Genomic DNA, 16,201 nt, shown 5'->3' with positions numbered 1-16,201 from the left:
CCCCCTCACGTTCATCTGTTTTTTACAGGTGAATGAAAAGCGGATCCTGCAAATAAGCAGGATCCGCTTTAAATTAACCGTTATTACACGTAAAAATAGTCGCCGAGCTCTTTTGCAGGGAGCTGCATGCCGACAAAGAACGAGCCGAATTCGCCGTAACGGGCGCTGACTTCGTCAAAGCGCATTTCATACACGAGCTTCTTAAACTGAAGCATATCGTGGGCATAAAGCGTCACGCCCCACTCCCAGTCGTCGAAGCCGACGGACCCGCTGATGATCTGGCGGACTTTGCCGGCATAGCCGCGGCCGATCATGCCGTGACTGCGCATCATCGTCTGACGGTCTTCCATGTCGAGCATATACCAGTTGTCATTGCCCTCGCGGCGCTTGTCCATCGGATAAAAACAGACGTACTGCCATTTCGGAAGGATCGGTTTCAGCCGTGCCTGAATCTCCGGATCTTCATTCGGATCCTTGTCCGCAGGGAGGTAGTTGCTGAGTTCCACGACGGAGACATAGGAATAGTTCGGGATCAGGAATTCCGCGAGTCCGGATTTGTTAAAGGCATGCTCAATCTCATGAAGCTCGTCCATCGTCGGGCGGAGCCACATGAACATGATGTCTGATTTTTGACCCATCATTTTGTACATGCCATGGCTGCCTTCCTGTGAAGCCTCTACTGCGTCCCACTTTTCGAGGTGGCTGTGAAACTCAGAGAGGATGTTCTCCCGCTCCGTCGGACTCAGTTTCTTCCAGGATGCCCAGTCCACGCTGCGTAAATCGTGAAGGACGTACCAGCCGTCCAGTGTTTTTGCCGGTTCTGCCATTATAATCACTCCAATTGTCAGTATCAGTTACCATCAACTATTATACTAAAATCAGTATCAATAACCAAGTGTGAGGGGCCTGAAAATAAAATATCCCTGCGTGATGAGAGTCTCAATCACACAGGGATATTCTCAATTAGAACAAAGTAAACAGATGCATCAACGGGACAGGAAGGCCCGGACGGCGGCTTTATGGGCCTCGGAGCTGCCTGCGGCACGCTGGCCCTCAATTTCCTGTTCCAACGTGGCTTCGAGGCTGTTTTCCATACCGAACTTCATGTTCTTCTTCATCCAGCTGTAGGCCGGATGTGGCACACGTTTCAGCTGCATGACGGTCTCGACAGGGTTGCCTACGCCCTGGATCAGGCCCAAATGCATGCCTTCTTTGACCGTGAACGGTTTCCCGGTGCCAAGGGCGATGGCGTTACCGAGTCCGACGAGGCGAGGAAGATAGTAGCTTGCGCCTGCGTCAGGCGTCAGGCCGATGCCGAAAAAGCTGAGGGCGAGTTTGGCGTCTTCTTCGGCAAACCGCATATCACAGGCAAGGGCAAGGCTCAGTCCCGCGCCCACTGCCGTGCCGTTGATATAGGCGACGACGGGTTTCTCGATGTTTTCGATGAGTGTGACGAGCGGATTGTAATACTCCTCAAGATACGTGCCGTGATCAAAGCTGTCCATCTCCTCAACCGGGATGCTCTTGATATCCGCTCCGGCGGAAAAGGCGTCATCAATCCCGGTCAAAACTATCACCTTCACATCCTCGTCGCGTCGTGCTTCCTGAAAAGCCTGATACAGATCTCGGTGCATCTCTTCGTTGATGGCGTTACGCACCTCCGGGCGATTCATCTGAATCGTCGCGATGCCGGATTCGATCACATAATTTACGGTATTCACCTGTCATTCCTCCTTTGGTTTTCTCTGTTGGTAGGGTTACTGAATGGCGCGGGCGAGGGCTGCGCCGTCATAGATCGCCTGCTTTGCATCGAGACCGAGGGCATCTTTGGCACCACCGATGATATGAACGGGTTTGCCGGTTGCCTTCAGTTCGTCGGCGAGGGTGTTGTTGACGAGCTGTCCGGCTGCGAGCACAATGGTGTCTGCGTCAACGGCTTCTTCTTTCCCGTTTTTGACGAAGGTGACGGTCCCGCCTTCAATACCAGAGTAAGATTCAATGCCGCCGATCATGGTGATGCCTTTTTGCTTCAGCTCGAGAATCGTCGCCCAGCGGGTTGTTTTACCGATTCCCTTTGCAAAGGACTTGCTCCGCTGCAGGAGGGTGACTTCTTTCGTGCCCCGCTCCATCATGTAGAGCGCCGCGTCGCAGGCGATGCCGCCACCGCCGATAATCGTTACCTTCTCACCTGGTGAAGCTCCTTCAAATACGTCCCGGTAACCGAGCACGCGTCCTTCCCCGATTCCCGGAATATCCGGCACGCGCGGGGTAATCCCCGTTGCCACAATTACTTCGTCGGCGTCACGGAAGAGAGGATCGTCACCGGAAACGCGCTTGCTGAGGATAACGTTTACGCCGAGTTTGTCGAGCTGAACCCGGTAATAACGGAGTGTTTCAAAGAATTCCTGTTTCCCCGGGATGTTTTTCGAATAGTTCAGCTGTCCGCCGATTTCGCTCTTCTCATCGATCAGGGTTACCTTATGGCCGCGTTCTGCCGCAGCCCTGGCTGCTTCAAGGCCGCCGGGACCGGCCCCGACGATGACGATTTGCTTTGGTGTGTCGGCCGGGGTCAGGGCCCAGTCGAGTTCACGTCCTGCCTCCGGATTAACGAGGCACGATGCCGGTTTCATCTCGAAGACGTGATCGAGACACGCCTGGTTACAGGCGATGCACGTATTGATGTCGTCAAAACGCCCCTCTTTTCCTTTGGAAACGATGGCCGGGTCCGCGAGAAACGGGCGGGCCATGGAGACGAGTGCGACCTTTGAGTTGGCTATGATCTTCGCTGCGTCCCGGGGGTCATTGATGCGGTTCGATGCAACGACGGGGACACCGACAGCATCGGCAATCCGCTCTGCGACCGGCACGAACTGCATGCGCGGCACCTTCATGGAGATCGTCGGCACACGGGATTCATGCCAGCCGATCCCGACATTCAGAACATCCGCCCCGGCCTCTTCAAGGGCTTTGGCAAGCTCGAGGGTTTCTTCGTCGGTGGTGCTGCCTTCAATCAGGTCGAGCCCGGACATGCGAAAGATGACGGGATAATCTGGTCCGACGGCCTCGCGCACCGCTTTTGTCACTTCGATGGGCAGGCGGATCCGCTTTTCGAAGCTGCCGCCCCAGTCGTCATCCCGCTGATTGGTGACAGGGGAGATGAACTGATTGATGAGATACCCCTCTGAACCCATGATTTCCACGGCATGGAATCCTGCCTCTTTCGCGTTCTTCGCGCCGTTGGCAAAATCCCGGATCGTCTGCCTGACGCCTTCATCGGACAGTGCGACAGGAACATCAGGGTTAATCGGGGACTGAATGGCGGACGGGGCAACCGGATCGACCTGGGTTAGCGCCTTGTAGGCGTAGCGGCCCGCGTGAAAGAGCTGCAGGGCGATGGCGCTCCCCTCATCGTCGATGGCTTTAGTGAGGGGTTTCCAGCGTTCCACGTCTTCCGGTTCGTAAATCGTCATAAAGCCGACACCGCCGCTTCCTTCCGGATTGACGGCAGCCCCGCCGGTGACGATAAGCCCCACTTCGTGGCGGGCCCGTTCCCGGTAAAAGGCAATCAGCCGCTCGTCACCCCGATCCATGCTCTCAAGTCCGACGTGCATCGATCCCATAATGACCCGGGAACGAAGGGAAAGTCCGTTGATGGTGACAGGTTTAAATAGCGCCTCTGTAGACATCGGTACATCCTCCTTGTGAAGTTCAGATTCATAATGAGTGATTATTCATTCATTATACCGTTCTTTTCCAACCGGATTCAAGGAGAGATCTCGGATTTTGGCGAAATCGTGACGGAAATCGTGTCTGAAAATTAAAACTTCCGGTTTTTGAGCCTGAAACAATTTAAATTCGCATAAAAACAAGGTATGATTAGAAATAGTGAGTAAATAAGGAGGTTTTCCCGTGAGTGATATGTTTACCGCAATCGCGGAAAAAGTAAAAACTGTCAAACCGTCGATTGTTTTTCCGGAAGGTACCGATGAACGGATTCTCGAAGCGACGGTCCGATTAAAAAAAGAAGGAATCCTTGAGCCGCTTCTTGTCGGCAACCCTGATGAAGTCAAAGCGAAGGCGGGAGAGGCCGGCGTCAATGTTGATGACCTGACGATCTATGACCCGGAGACGTATGACGGCTTTGACGCCCTCGTCGATGCGTTCGTGGAACGCCGTAAAGGCAAGAACACGAAAGAACAGGCCCAAGAGATTTTGAAGACCCCGAACTATTTCGGGACGATGCTTGTCTATACCGGCCTTGCCAGCGGTCTGGTGAGCGGTGCGGCTCATGCGACGGGTGACACCGTCCGTCCGGCCCTGCAGATTATCAAGACAAAAGAAGGCGTGAAGAAAACGTCCGGCGCATTCGTCATGGTCCGTAATGACGAACGATACATCTTCGGTGACTGTGCGATCAATATCGCCCCTGATGCAAGCGACATGGCCGAAACCGCTGTGGAAGCAGCAAAAACGGCCCGTGTCTTTGATATTGACCCGAAAGTCGCCATGCTCAGCTTCTCCACGAAAGGCTCTGCCGTGAGCCCGGAAACGGAAAAAGTCGTTGAAGCAACGGCCCTTGCCAAAGAGAAGGATCCGAACCTCGTCGTGGACGGAGAATTTCAGTTTGACGCGGCATTTGTGCCGTCCGTTGCCAAAAAGAAGGCACCGGATTCGCCGTTAAACGGGGAAGCAAACACGTTCATCTTCCCGAGCCTTGAAGCAGGCAACATCGGCTACAAAGTGGCCCAGCGCCTTGGCGGATTCGAAGCCATCGGCCCGATCCTTCAGGGACTGAACCAGCCGGTGAATGACCTGTCCCGCGGCTGTAATGTGGAAGACGTGTACAAGCTGTCTCTTATCACAGCGATGCAGGGACTTGCAGACTGATCCAGGCGGAAACGGTTTATAGAGAAAAGAGCGGACATACGCATCCGCTCTTTTTCGTTTTCGTGAAGGCTGTGTTCCGGTTTTACATCAATCTTGATTGTCAATCAACAAGGGGAGTGTGAATCATTATGCCCAATGAAATCCTCTGGCTGATCTTTGCTGTGGCCAATTTCAGTATGCTGCTCGTCTTCTACCGCCTCTTCGGACGGACGGGGCTGTTTGTGTGGATCGGCTTCTCGACGGTCCTTGCGAACATGCAGGTATTGAAGCTTGTGGAACTGTTCGGTCTCGTCGCGACCCTCGGCAACATTATGTACGGGACGGTCTTTCTTGCGACAGATATCCTGAACGAGAAATACGGCAAGAAAGAAGCGCGTAAGGCCGTCTGGTTCGGTTTCAGCTCGCTGATCGCCGCTTCAATCATCATGCAGTTCGTCGTGGCCTTCATCCCCCACGCCGATGACATGGCCCACCCGCATCTCGCGGCGATTTTTGAACTCTTGCCGCAGGTCGCCGTCGGGAGTCTCGCGGCTTACGTCATCAGCCAGCTTCTGGACGTACAGATCTATGCCTTTTTTAAAACGGTTTTCCACAGACCCGGGCAGCTCTGGATGCGAAATACGTTCAGTACGGCCATCAGTCAGTTTGTCGATACGCTGATTTTCTGTACGATTGCGTTTTGGGGCTGGTACTCCTTTGGCGTCTGGCTGGAGATCTTTATTACGACCTATATCATCAAATTCATCGTGTCGGTCATTGACACACCGTTTATCTATATTGCCCGCTGGTTGAAGCCGAAGGACTGAATGGGTAAAATCAAGGCAGGTATTTCTTATGTGAAGGGACGCGATTCAAAATGAAAAGCAAAGGTTTGATCGTCTTTGGGATTGTCGGGCTGTTTGCCATGAACTTCATGCTCATTACGATATACAACGTCTTTACAGCCAGCGACTTTGATCTGAGTGCGGCAGCCGATCATTATGTTGAAAATGAAGGCCAGCTCTCGGGGATTACTGTCGATGAGCGGGTCTACTGGGAAGGCGATCGTCAGGCGTTTTCCTATCTGGCCCATGAAGGAGAAGTGACGGTGATTTTCTTTAAAGAGAATCTGTTCGGCTGGACTGGAGAAGCGCACTGGCTCGGCGCTTCGCGGCTTCAGGAACCGGTGACCCTCGGAGATGAGGGGCTTGTGACGGGTGTGATGCCTGACAACCGGGACGGCGTGACCGTGAACGGCAGAGAGCCCGATTTCGTTGACGTCGGGGAGCGCACGGTCTGGGTCGTGGACTTTGAAGGGGAAGACTTTCCGGAGACCGTTGACGTGAACTATGAGAACTGAATACCGGGTCGCGTTCAAGAAGCCGGAGGCGAATGCCCCCGGCTTCTTTTGATGGTTTACCGGAAATCGTCGTTCCGTTTTTGGATGCGCCCGAGGTGGGTCTCATAGAGACTTGCAGCTTCTTCGTCCATTTCCCAATGGGACAGTTCGTCTCCCCAATGCGTCAATCGCCCGAGGACGCGCCTTGTCACCTCGTTTATACGGACGGGACCCGTTATCAGTTCTTCCAATGACGCCATCGTGTCCGGCTGAATGTGCGGCACGTCAAACTTGACCGGGCCGCCTTTTGTGGCAATGCCGTAAAAATCCCGGATCAGTGCAGCCCGCTCACTGCCGCTGCCGGTGACGGCGAGGTAGATCTGCACGGCAATGCCGCCGCGGATGCGCCGCTGGGAGATCCCGGCGAACTTCCGGTCGGCAATACTCAGGTCATAGCGCCCCGGACAGTAGGACGTGGCGATCTCGCCGTCCTCAATCTCCTTGCCTGCTTCAGGAAACAGCTGCCGGATCAAATCGACCATATGCGCATAGCCGCGGTCGATGGAGAGGCCCGGTTCTTCAGAGAAGACGAGGGAGAGGTTATATACCCCTTCATCGAGGACGACGGCGAGTCCCCCGGAGTTTCGTGCGATCACGTCATAGCCCTGTTTCCGTAAAAAACGGATCCCGTCCTGAACGGAGGGAAGGCGTGTGTCCTGAATCCCGAGGACGACCGTCGGGCGGTGCACCCAGCCGCGTGCAAAGCCCTGATTGCCGGATGTTCCGGCGATCTGACAGAGGGTGTCGTCCATGGCAAAGGCCTTCATGGCGCTGCCGGAGATATTCGGGTTGGTATGGTCGATCCAGTACCAGCGCTCCCGGTACAGACGTTGATCCAATTCGTTCATCATTTTTCAGCTCCAGTGCATCGTCGTTTGGCAACGAGCATTATACCACATTTTCCGGGCAAAACCATTGCATTTCCCCCTGCTTTCGGAGTAGAATACCACACAGTGACTATAAGTGAGGAAGTGGTGAACCATGGGCAACAAATTTGCCATATGCGACGATTGCCAGGCCACGAACATCAAAACATTACGTAAAAAACTCGAAGAACTCGACCCGGATGCCGAGATTCATATCGGCTGCCAGTCTTATTGCGGACCAGGCCGTAAGAAGCCGTTTACGTTCGTCAACGAGCGGGCCGTATCGGCGCCGGACGAAGATCAGCTCATTGCCAAAGTCGAAAAACGGATGAAGAAGCCAGTGGCGCATAAATAAGCAACCGGTATGCGGGCCAAATCCGCTCAATCGGCAGGACCGGCGTTTCCCAGTGTGAATGGGGGACGCCGGTTTTTTGCGGGTTTTCAGGGTCTGTTTTACTTTCAAGTGCGGTCTCTCGTATAATGGAACTATATGAAGTGAGACAGGAAGGCGGGAATCGCGCATGACCAATCGGCCAGATGGCAAACTCAGTGAAGAGAAAGTCTTTAAAGATCCGGTACACCGCTACATCCATATTCGTGATGAGCTGATCTGGACTCTCATCAGCACAAAGGAATTCCAGCGTCTCAGGAGAATCCGGCAACTGGGCACGACGTATTTGACGTTTCACGGTGCGGAACACACCCGGTTCAATCATTCCCTCGGGGTGTATGAAATCATGCGCCGCATGATCGGGACCCTGGAAGAAAAGGTGAAATGGGACGCAGACGAGCGCCTTGTTGCCCTCAGTGCCGCCCTTCTCCATGACGTCGGGCACGGGCCTTTTTCACATTCCTTTGAGAGTGTCTTTGCGATGGATCACGAGGAATGGACGCGGCGGATTCTCCTTGAGGATACGGAAATCAATGCCGTGCTCCGGAGGATGGGGGACGATTTTCCGGAGAAGGTGGCGCAGGTGATCGCCAAAGAATACGACAATCAGCTCCTCGTCAGCCTGATCTCGAGTCAGATCGACGCGGACCGGATGGATTATCTGTTGCGGGATGCTTTTTATACCGGCGTCAGCTACGGTCATTTTGATATGGAACGCCTCCTTCGGGTCATCCGCACGGACAGCGATCAGGCTGTGTTTAAGCTGAGCGGCATGCACGCCGTGGAGGACTACATCATGAGCCGGTATCAGATGTACTGGCAGGTGTATTTCCATCCTGTTACCCGCAGTGCCGAGGTGATTCTGACGAAGATTCTGCACCGGGCGAGGGACCTGATGGAGCAGGGCTATGCGTTCAAACTCGATCCCGTTCACTTCCGGACGATGTTTGAAGGAGACGCGACACTGAGTGATTACATCAAACTTGACGAATCCGTCGTGATGTTTTATTTCCAGCAGTGGGAGGACGAAGAGGATGCGGTGCTTCGGGATCTCTGCCGGCGCTTCATGCACCGGCGGCTGTTGAAATACGTGGAATGCACCCCGGAGAAGCTGAAGGAACAGCGTCCGAAGCTTGAAGCGTCGTTCAGGGCGCTCGGCGTCGATCCGGAGTGGTACCTCGTGCACGATTCCTCATCGGACCTGCCGTATGATTTTTACAAGCCGGGTTCCGAGCCGCAAAGCGAGCGGGTGCCGATCTACCTCCTGATGCCCGACGGTTCGAAGCGGGAGCTCTCGAGAGAGTCGGATATCGTCCTTGCGATCTCCGGGAAGAAGCGGACGGATCACAAGTTTTATTACCCGGGGGATATCCTCGACGAACAAGGAGCGGACAACAAAGACGTCATCCGCATCCGCAAGATTCTCGGAAGCCTGTATTGAGAAGCCTGTTAATCAGACCGGACAGACGCAAAAAGGGAAGCCGCGGAGGCCTCCCTTTTTCCTGTCATGACGCTTATTTGTCGCTTGCACGAACGCCGGCAATGCCGAAGTTCGCCGGACTCATCTCTTCGATGACGACGGATACCCGTTCATCCGGTGCACCGGTCGTTTTGGTTACGGCTTTTGTCACCTCATCGACCAGGGCTTTTTTCTGTTCATCGGTGCGTCCCTCAAGCATTTTCACAGTTACGATAGGCATCGGTTCTCCCCCTTTCCTTCCAGACAAAAATCACTCTCCCCGTACATGTTCGCCCCAAGAGCGGGGAAATCCTGCATGGATTCGGATTTTGCTTTAGAAAAACGCACGCGACCTGTCAGGCAGTGAATGGCTGTGCGTGCCGATAGCATCAGTGAGACCGCTGTGATAAACTGAAAGATGGAAAACAGCTTTGAAAGGAGCGTTTTAATATGAACGAAGCAGATCGCGAAAAAAACGAAAAGATAAAAAATATGATGGGGGGCGGCCAGAAGAAAAAAGGCGGCGGCTTTAACATCCTGAATAATGACTCCACCGACGGCCACGGCGGTTACGGGGCAGGAACACTCTCCCTCAACAACATGTCGCCGGTGTTCATCGATGTGGAAGACGGGGATGCCTTTGTCGACATGGGTGCTTTGCATGCGAGAAGCTCCGTGGAGAAAGGGATCAAGTTCCTGAAGACGAAAGAAGAGGTGCCAAACGGCAGACCGTTCTGGCTCGTCTGGGTACAGACCGATATCCTGAACGGCGGACCGGCGTATACCGGCGTCGCCGCCTGCGAACTCACCGTGGACCGCGAGATTCGCCGCGGCTATAAGAGCCTGCCTGAACACGTGAATAATATGGACAAGGCGTTGAAGGGACGGATCATCGTCGATCAGATGGATGGCAAGTCGAAGCAGATTTTAAAAGAGTATCTCGAAAGCTTTAATCCGGAGATGTGGGAGCGTTCGTCAGATGAACTGAAAGAGGGGCTCGCCACCTGATACTGCCTCTTGCGAAACGGCGCGAGGTTTTGTAAACTTGAAACACAAAGACAGACACCATCAAAGCGGATGTCATCCTCGGAAGGACGAAGGCTACAGTCTTCGTCCTTTTCCATATGTGTCCCTTACTTTTGATGATCAGACAGGAGCGAACAAATCTATGAGTATCTGGTTTACAGAAAAACAGACCGAACATTTCGGCATCACCGCCCGCATCACAAAGACGTACGTCAGTGAGAAGACCGACTATCAGCAGCTCGACATGGTCCAAACCGCCGAGTTTGGCAATATGCTTTTGCTTGACGGCATGGTCATGACGACGGAGAAAGATGAATTTGTCTATCATGAAATGGTGGCCCACGTGCCCCTTCACACGCACCCCAATCCGGAACATGTCCTCGTTGTCGGCGGCGGTGACGGCGGTGTGATCCGGGAGATTCTCAAGCACCCGGAGGTCAAAACGGCGACCCTCGTGGAGATCGACGGCAAAGTGATTGAGTATTCCAAGCAGTACTTGCCGACGATTGCCGGGGCGTTGGACGATGAGCGCGTCACGGTGAAAGTGGCGGACGGCTTCATGCATATTGCCGAAAGTGACAGCGTGTATGACGTCATCATGGTCGATTCCACAGAACCGGTGGGACCGGCGGTGAACCTGTTTACGAAAGGCTTCTATGAAGGCATCAGCAAAGCCCTGAAGGAAGACGGCCTGTTCGTCGCCCAGACCGATAACCCGTGGTTTCAAAAGTCACTGATTAAGAATGCCTTTCAGGATATCCGGGAAACGTTCCCGGTGACAAAGCTCTATACGGCGAATATTCCGACCTACCCGAGCGGCCTCTGGACGTTTACAATGGGTTCAAAGAAACATGATCCGCTCGACGTGAAGGATGAGCGTTTTCATGATCTCGACACGAGCTACTACACGCCGGCGATTCACCGGGCCGCTTTTGCGTTGCCGAAGTTCGTCGAAGAGCTGACGGGAAAATGAGGAGGGCATGATGTATGACATTTTTTGATGAAGGCTACTCAGGACGCCGGTTTATTCTGGCGGCACAGCCTTATGATACGGCGGATACGGTGATCTTCGGCATGCCGATGGACTGGACGGTCAGCTTTCGCCCCGGATCCCGCTTCGGTCCAAACCGGATCCGTGAAGCGTCCATCGGGCTTGAGGAATACAGCGTGCACCAGGACAAAACCCTCGAGGATCTCAAGGTCCACGATGCAGGGGATATGCTCTTGCCATTCGGCAATGCGGCCAAGAGCATCGACATGATCGAAGCGTGGCTCGATCAGCTCCTTGCGGACGGGAAGTTCCCCGTCGGCCTCGGCGGTGAGCATCTCGTCACGTGGCCGGTGATCCGGGCTTTTTCAAAGCATTATGAAGACCTCGCCGTCATCCACATCGATGCCCACGCGGATCTGCGGGAATCGTACGAGGGGGAAGTCCTTTCCCATTCCACCCCGATCCGTAAGACGTGTGAGCTGATCGGTGCGGAAAACGTCTATTCATTCGGGATCCGTTCCGGGATGAAAGAAGAGTTCGCGTATGCCAAAGAGTCCGGCATGCACATGGCGAAGTACGATGTCCTTGAACCGTTACAGGCGAAGCTTCCCGACCTTGCCGGGCGTCCGGTCTATGTCACCGTCGACATTGACGTTCTCGACCCGGCCCATGCACCCGGGACCGGGACATGCGAAGCCGGCGGCATCACAAGCCGGGAACTGATTGAAGCCATCGGCGCCATCAGCCGCTCTGACGTGAACGTTGTCGGCTGTGACCTCGTTGAAGTGGCACCTGCCTATGACCACGCGGAGATCACCGCGATTGCGGCGAGTAAAATGATCCGGGAGATGCTGCTTGGTTTTACCGGGGCCCGCTCCTAATCGGAATAAACATAAAACAAGGCCCTCTCTGACTGCCAGAGAGGGCCTCTTTGTCCAATTTTGCCGGGATTCAGTCCGATTGTTTGGTGAAGCCGTGATCCTGGAGCTGTTTCAGCGTCTCGGCAATCATCGCCGTCCGTTTCGGGAGCTCGTCAATCACGATGTGTTCATGATTGGCATGGGCGCCGTCACCGTAGCCGCCTAGGCCGTCGATGGTCGGAATGCCGATGCCTGAGGTGAAGTTCCCGTCACTGCCTCCTCCGATGTGGGCTTCCTCAAGGTCCATGCCGACCTTCGAGGCCGCCTCTTTCATCATGGCAAAGAGCTGAACGGTGTCAGGGGTCCGCTCCATCGGCGGCCGGTTCAATTCCCCGTTGATTTCGAGGGTGACCCCTTCCGTGAAGGGGGTCAGTCCTTCAACGGCTTTGACCATGCGTTCCGCTTCCTCCATCGTTTTCACCCGAAAGTCGATTGTGGCCCGGGCATAGTCAGGGACGACGTTGACCCGTGTGCCCCCTTCGACAATCCCGATACTCACGGTTGTACCAACACTGTAATCCGTCATGCCTTCCAAATGAAGAATCTGATGGGCGAGTTCTTTGATGGCGCTCCGACCGGCATGGTGATGGCTGCCGGCGTGGCTGCTGTGGCCGCGGACGATCAGTTCGTAAATGCCCACACCGCTCCGGGACGTCTTCAGCGCCCCGTTTTCATGAACGGGGCCTTCGGTAACAAGGACAAGATCCGCTTTACTTGCGGTCTCTTCAATCAGCGTTCTCGACGTTTGGCTGCCGATTTCCTCATCGGATGTGCAGAGAACATCGATGGTGAGACCGTCGAGGGAGATACCGGTATCGAAAAGGGATTTGATGGACCAGACGGCCTGAATGATTCCGCTCTTCATGTCAAAGGCACCAGGGCCATACAGGCGGCCGTCTTTTTCTTCAATCGTAAGGCGGCCCTTGTCCCATACCGTGTCGAAGTGGACGAGAAACAGCACCCTCGCCTTCGTCCCTTGACCGATGGTAAAAGAAAGATGATCGCCCTGGACCGTTTCGGGATAGACCGTCGGCGTCTCGTTAAAGTAGTCTTTAAACAGCCCGCGTATCACATCGCCGCACGCATCCACCGCCTGTTTATCCATCGTCGGGGATTCGGCTTCCATCAATCGGATCAGATCCTCTTTCATCTGACCTTCGTTCGTTTTCAAGTATTTGTGTAATCCACCCATATAAACCCTCCTGTTAATCGTTCCGAATGAATGTATACTACAATTATTTTTCCGAATATTCAAGATTGAAAGATAATTTGACAAATGAATTACTGAGCGTAAGATGCTTCACAATCCATCACAAACCCCTGTTATGACAGTGTTTATACAAACATTCGACAATAATGAATTGCGATTCATTATTTGAACTATTTGAAATTGTCTTGCAATTGCAAAAAATGATGGTAAATTGAGAATATCAAATTAAAGTACTACTTCATTTTACGACGTATTGTGAAGTTGGACTGAAATTCCAAATTTCCTAAATGGAGGGGTCAAATTGAAAAAAGCGATGAAAATGCGTGCAGCCTGGCTATCCGTTGCCGGTCTGACAATGCTTGCAGCATGCGGAGGAAACGATGATGACGGAAACACAGAGAATGCAGGTGCCGGTAATGACGAAAACGGCGACGCGGAAGTGAACGATGGGAATGACGATCCCGACGATGACATGGCGGAAGCGGAAGAGCTTCTCGATGACAGCACGCTTGTCATTGCCATGGGAACCGACATGGTCTCCTGGGATGTCCATGACCACGGGAACACGTCCACAGAAGCTGTACACGTCAACGTCTTTGATTACATGTTCAAGCGTGCTGAGGGCACAATGGAAATCGAACCTCATCTCGTCGAAGAATACGAAACTCTTGAAGATGACCTTTGGGAATTTAAGCTCCGTGAAGATGTCTACTTCCACAACGGCGATCAGCTGACGGCGGAAGATGTCAAGTTTACCTTTGACCGTGTACTCGGGGATGACTCACTCTCTGAACACGCCCGATTCACCCAGCTTGGTGAGATTGAAGTCATTGATGAATTCACCTTGCAGTTCAACACAGACGGTCCGCAGCCGACGATCCTGAACCGTCTTGCGCAGACTGGCGCCGGGATCCTGCCGAAGGATTACATTGAAGAAAACGGCATGGATCACTTCCTTGAAAATCCGGTCGGTACCGGTCCTTATGAGTATGTGGAATGGGTGCGTGACGACCGCGTTGTCCTCTCCAAATATGACAATTACTTCCTCGGTGATGATTTCACAGAGTGGGATGAAGTTGTGTTCCGTGCGATTCCGGAATCCTCAACCCGTGTCGGTGAGCTCCTGACAGGCGGCGCCCATGTCGTAACGGATATCCCGCCAAACGAATGGCCGCGCGTTGATGACAATGAAGGCACCCGTCACGTGACGGCGGAATCCAACCGCACGATGCTGATTATCGCGAGACAGACGGAAGGTTCACCTGGTTCCGATCCGCGTGTCCTTGAAGCGATCGAATACGCCATTGACAACGAAGCGATCACCGAACAGGTCATGTCCGGCTCCGCCGTACCGACCCGTACCCGTGTCCTTCCAGGTAACGTAGGGGCAAACGAAGACCTCTTTGATACGTTCCTGTATGATCCGGACCGTTCCCGTGAGCTTCTTGCAGAAGCGGGGTACGAAGACGGACTTGAGCTGACGCTTCAGTCTCCGCAGGGCCGTTACCTGATGGACTCCGACATTGCGGAAGTTATCGCCGGTATGGTCAGTGAAGTCGGGATTGATCTGAACGTCGAGTTCCTCGAATGGAGCCAGTTCATCGAGCACTACCAGAACAACACAAACGAAGACCTGATGCTTTTGGGTCTTGCCACGTCGCTCTATGATGCTGCACAGGCACTTGACCACTATTACTCGGATTCACCGCTGAATGAAGGGCGTATGGACTGGGTGAATGAAGAATTCGATGAACTCTTCTTCGCTGCAGAGACGAACATGAACCCTGAAGAGCGTGTCGAGCAGTACCACCGTGCACAGGAGCTTGTTGCAGAGGGGCGTCCGCACATCTATCTGCACTCCATCAACATGAACTTCGGTGTCAGTGACATGATTGACTATGAGCCGCGTCACGATGAGATCTACTACGTCAACGAAATCAGAAGACGCTGATCGGATTCGTAACCGTATGACATGAAGAGTATGGGCGGTCAATCACTGGCCGTCCCCCTCTTTTTTATCAAGTCCGGGTCGAGTCATCCATCCGGCTTTATAAAAAAGAGGGATTATTATGAATGTTGATTACAGTATGACTTTAAAATTACGGTGAGAAGCAAGTCTTTTCGCCTGGAGGTGAAGTTGTGAAGAAATTTTTGCTTCAGCGTTTGCTTCAACTGATTCCTGTTCTGATTATCATGACCTTCATCGTCTTCAGCCTCGTGTATGTGGCGGGGGATCCGGTAGCGCTCATGCTTCCGGAAGAAGCGACCCAGGAGGATGTCCAGCGGATGCAGGAGTCCCTCGGGCTGAATGAACCGTTCTACAAACAGTACGGGATCTTTTTGTGGAATGCGATGCAGGGTGATTTCGGGATGAGCTACCGCTATAACCAGGACGCGATGTCCATCGTCCTTGAACGGCTGCCGGCGACCTTTGAGCTGGCCGCAGCATCGATGGTCTTCGCAACGATTATTGCGATTCCGATGGGCATCTGGTCGGCAACACGCCGAAACACCTTTATCGATCTGTTCATTACCGGTTCATCAGTCCTTGGTAAGGCGATGCCGAATTTCTGGCTCGGGATCATGTTTATTCTGCTTTTGGCCGTCAATACACAGATCTTCCCGGTATCCGGCCGGGGAACGATTATGCACGTCATCTTGCCGGCCTTTACGCTCGGAACCGCCGTAGCGGCGGAAATGACCCGTCTGACGAGGTCGAATATGATCGAGATTCTCCAGCAGGATTACGTGCGTACCGCGAAAGCAAAAGGGATTGCCACAGGGTTTGTCGTGTATAAACACTCGTTTCGGAATGCCCTCATCCCGGTTATCACGATCATGGCCCTCCAGACGTCCACGCTTGTCGGCGGTGCGATCGTCACCGAACAGGTCTTTGCATGGCCGGGCATCGGACAGCTGCTCGTACAGGCCGTCAACGCAAGGGATATGGCCATCGTGCAGGCCGCAGTCTTTATTATTGCCCTGCTCGTCATCGGGATTAACCTGATCGCCGACATTCTGTACCGTATGCTCGACCCACGAATCAAGTTCTGATTGCCCGAAAAAGGAGGTT

At 53.6% G+C, this 16,201-nt stretch carries 16 protein-coding genes; 10 read left to right on the top strand and 6 right to left on the bottom strand.

Features of this window, described 5'->3' with window-relative positions; translation table 11 throughout:
• Window positions 1–83: 83 nt before the first annotated feature.
• From hemQ to BSEL_RS16290, 3 genes are all read right to left on the bottom strand, one after another.
• On the bottom strand, window positions 84–827 hold the full coding sequence (hemQ, locus tag BSEL_RS16300) for a hydrogen peroxide-dependent heme synthase (RefSeq protein WP_013174110.1): 744 nt from the start codon (window positions 825–827) through the stop codon (window positions 84–86).
• A 159-nt stretch (window positions 828–986) separates the two neighbouring features.
• A complete protein-coding gene (locus BSEL_RS16295; RefSeq protein WP_013174109.1) occupies window positions 987–1,721 on the bottom strand; it encodes an enoyl-CoA hydratase/isomerase family protein in 735 nt (244 codons plus the stop codon).
• A 36-nt stretch (window positions 1,722–1,757) separates the two neighbouring features.
• Window positions 1,758–3,686, bottom strand: a complete 1,929-nt coding sequence (locus BSEL_RS16290) for an oxidoreductase (RefSeq protein WP_013174108.1) — start codon at window positions 3,684–3,686, stop codon at window positions 1,758–1,760.
• A 223-nt stretch (window positions 3,687–3,909) separates the two neighbouring features.
• Here BSEL_RS16290 and pta point away from each other — a divergent pair, with 223 nt between their 5' ends.
• From pta to BSEL_RS16275, 3 genes are all read left to right on the top strand, one after another.
• Window positions 3,910–4,887 carry a phosphate acetyltransferase gene (gene pta / locus BSEL_RS16285; RefSeq protein ID WP_013174107.1) on the top strand — a complete coding sequence of 326 codons (978 nt, stop codon included), beginning with the start codon at window positions 3,910–3,912 and terminating at the stop codon, window positions 4,885–4,887.
• Between the two features lie 128 nt (window positions 4,888–5,015).
• The gene (locus BSEL_RS16280; protein ID WP_013174106.1) at window positions 5,016–5,693 is read left to right on the top strand and encodes a queuosine precursor transporter; all 678 of its coding nucleotides are present in this window, start codon (window positions 5,016–5,018) and stop codon (window positions 5,691–5,693) included.
• Between the two features lie 50 nt (window positions 5,694–5,743).
• Window positions 5,744–6,226, top strand: coding sequence for a hypothetical protein (locus BSEL_RS16275; RefSeq protein WP_013174105.1), 483 nt, complete (start codon window positions 5,744–5,746; stop codon window positions 6,224–6,226).
• A gap of 56 nt (window positions 6,227–6,282) precedes the next feature.
• On the opposite strand, the gene BSEL_RS16270 is transcribed toward BSEL_RS16275, so the two are convergent.
• Window positions 6,283–7,116 carry a lipoate--protein ligase family protein gene (locus tag BSEL_RS16270; RefSeq protein WP_013174104.1) on the bottom strand — a complete coding sequence of 278 codons (834 nt, stop codon included), beginning with the start codon at window positions 7,114–7,116 and terminating at the stop codon, window positions 6,283–6,285.
• A 130-nt stretch (window positions 7,117–7,246) separates the two neighbouring features.
• Here BSEL_RS16270 and BSEL_RS16265 point away from each other — a divergent pair, with 130 nt between their 5' ends.
• Together BSEL_RS16265 and BSEL_RS16260 are read left to right on the top strand one after the other, a co-directional pair.
• Complete coding sequence (locus tag BSEL_RS16265) at window positions 7,247–7,486, top strand: DUF1450 domain-containing protein (RefSeq protein WP_013174103.1); 240 nt, start codon at window positions 7,247–7,249, stop codon at window positions 7,484–7,486.
• 166 nt (window positions 7,487–7,652) lie between these two features.
• Window positions 7,653–8,963: an HD domain-containing protein gene (locus BSEL_RS16260; protein ID WP_013174102.1), complete on the top strand. Its 1,311-nt coding sequence runs from the start codon at window positions 7,653–7,655 to the stop codon at window positions 8,961–8,963.
• A gap of 73 nt (window positions 8,964–9,036) precedes the next feature.
• On the opposite strand, the gene BSEL_RS16255 is transcribed toward BSEL_RS16260, so the two are convergent.
• Window positions 9,037–9,222 (bottom strand): 2-hydroxymuconate tautomerase, encoded by a 186-nt coding sequence (locus BSEL_RS16255; RefSeq protein WP_013174101.1) that lies wholly within the window; start codon window positions 9,220–9,222, stop codon window positions 9,037–9,039.
• 209 nt (window positions 9,223–9,431) lie between these two features.
• Here BSEL_RS16255 and BSEL_RS16250 point away from each other — a divergent pair, with 209 nt between their 5' ends.
• From BSEL_RS16250 to speB, 3 genes are all read left to right on the top strand, one after another.
• Window positions 9,432–9,989, top strand: coding sequence for a YwhD family protein (locus tag BSEL_RS16250; RefSeq protein WP_013174100.1), 558 nt, complete (start codon window positions 9,432–9,434; stop codon window positions 9,987–9,989).
• A gap of 160 nt (window positions 9,990–10,149) precedes the next feature.
• Entirely contained in the window at window positions 10,150–10,980 is an 831-nt protein-coding gene (speE, locus tag BSEL_RS16245) for a polyamine aminopropyltransferase (RefSeq protein WP_013174099.1), read from the top strand.
• A 14-nt stretch (window positions 10,981–10,994) separates the two neighbouring features.
• Window positions 10,995–11,879 carry an agmatinase gene (gene speB, locus BSEL_RS16240; RefSeq protein ID WP_013174098.1) on the top strand — a complete coding sequence of 295 codons (885 nt, stop codon included), beginning with the start codon at window positions 10,995–10,997 and terminating at the stop codon, window positions 11,877–11,879.
• 70 nt (window positions 11,880–11,949) lie between these two features.
• On the opposite strand, the gene BSEL_RS16235 is transcribed toward speB, so the two are convergent.
• Window positions 11,950–13,110, bottom strand: a complete 1,161-nt coding sequence (locus BSEL_RS16235) for a M20 family metallopeptidase (RefSeq protein WP_013174097.1) — start codon at window positions 13,108–13,110, stop codon at window positions 11,950–11,952.
• 319 nt (window positions 13,111–13,429) lie between these two features.
• Between BSEL_RS16235 and BSEL_RS16230 the strand changes: the two genes are divergently transcribed.
• Both BSEL_RS16230 and BSEL_RS16225 read left to right on the top strand, forming a co-directional pair.
• Entirely contained in the window at window positions 13,430–15,079 is a 1,650-nt protein-coding gene (locus BSEL_RS16230) for an ABC transporter substrate-binding protein (protein WP_013174096.1), read from the top strand.
• A 188-nt stretch (window positions 15,080–15,267) separates the two neighbouring features.
• Window positions 15,268–16,182 carry an ABC transporter permease gene (locus BSEL_RS16225; protein ID WP_013174095.1) on the top strand — a complete coding sequence of 305 codons (915 nt, stop codon included), beginning with the start codon at window positions 15,268–15,270 and terminating at the stop codon, window positions 16,180–16,182.
• The last annotated feature ends 19 nt before the right edge of the window (window positions 16,183–16,201 follow it).

The organism is [Bacillus] selenitireducens MLS10, assembly GCF_000093085.1.
Classification (GTDB): Bacteria; Bacillota; Bacilli; order Bacillales; family Salisediminibacteriaceae; genus Salisediminibacterium; species Salisediminibacterium selenitireducens.
The sequence above is the reverse complement of the archived record's forward strand: the minus strand, read 5'-3'. Positions and strand labels throughout refer to the sequence as shown.

Bases quoted from the DNA above. Each gene is read 5' to 3' on its own strand.
- BSEL_RS16255 (WP_013174101.1), bottom strand. From the start codon at position 9,222: ATGCCTATCGTAACTGTGAAAATGCTTGAGGGACGCACCGATGAACAG.
- BSEL_RS16260 (WP_013174102.1), top strand. From the start codon at position 7,653: ATGACCAATCGGCCAGATGGCAAACTCAGTGAAGAGAAAGTCTTTAAA.
- BSEL_RS16250 (WP_013174100.1), top strand. From the start codon at position 9,432: ATGAACGAAGCAGATCGCGAAAAAAACGAAAAGATAAAAAATATGATG.
- BSEL_RS16280 (WP_013174106.1), top strand. From the start codon at position 5,016: ATGCCCAATGAAATCCTCTGGCTGATCTTTGCTGTGGCCAATTTCAGT.
- speB (WP_013174098.1), top strand. From the start codon at position 10,995: ATGACATTTTTTGATGAAGGCTACTCAGGACGCCGGTTTATTCTGGCG.
- speE (WP_013174099.1), top strand. From the start codon at position 10,150: ATGAGTATCTGGTTTACAGAAAAACAGACCGAACATTTCGGCATCACC.
- hemQ (WP_013174110.1), bottom strand. From the start codon at position 827: ATGGCAGAACCGGCAAAAACACTGGACGGCTGGTACGTCCTTCACGAT.
- BSEL_RS16270 (WP_013174104.1), bottom strand. From the start codon at position 7,116: ATGATGAACGAATTGGATCAACGTCTGTACCGGGAGCGCTGGTACTGG.
- BSEL_RS16235 (WP_013174097.1), bottom strand. From the start codon at position 13,110: ATGGGTGGATTACACAAATACTTGAAAACGAACGAAGGTCAGATGAAA.
- BSEL_RS16290 (WP_013174108.1), bottom strand. From the start codon at position 3,686: ATGTCTACAGAGGCGCTATTTAAACCTGTCACCATCAACGGACTTTCC.
- BSEL_RS16275 (WP_013174105.1), top strand. From the start codon at position 5,744: ATGAAAAGCAAAGGTTTGATCGTCTTTGGGATTGTCGGGCTGTTTGCC.
- BSEL_RS16265 (WP_013174103.1), top strand. From the start codon at position 7,247: ATGGGCAACAAATTTGCCATATGCGACGATTGCCAGGCCACGAACATC.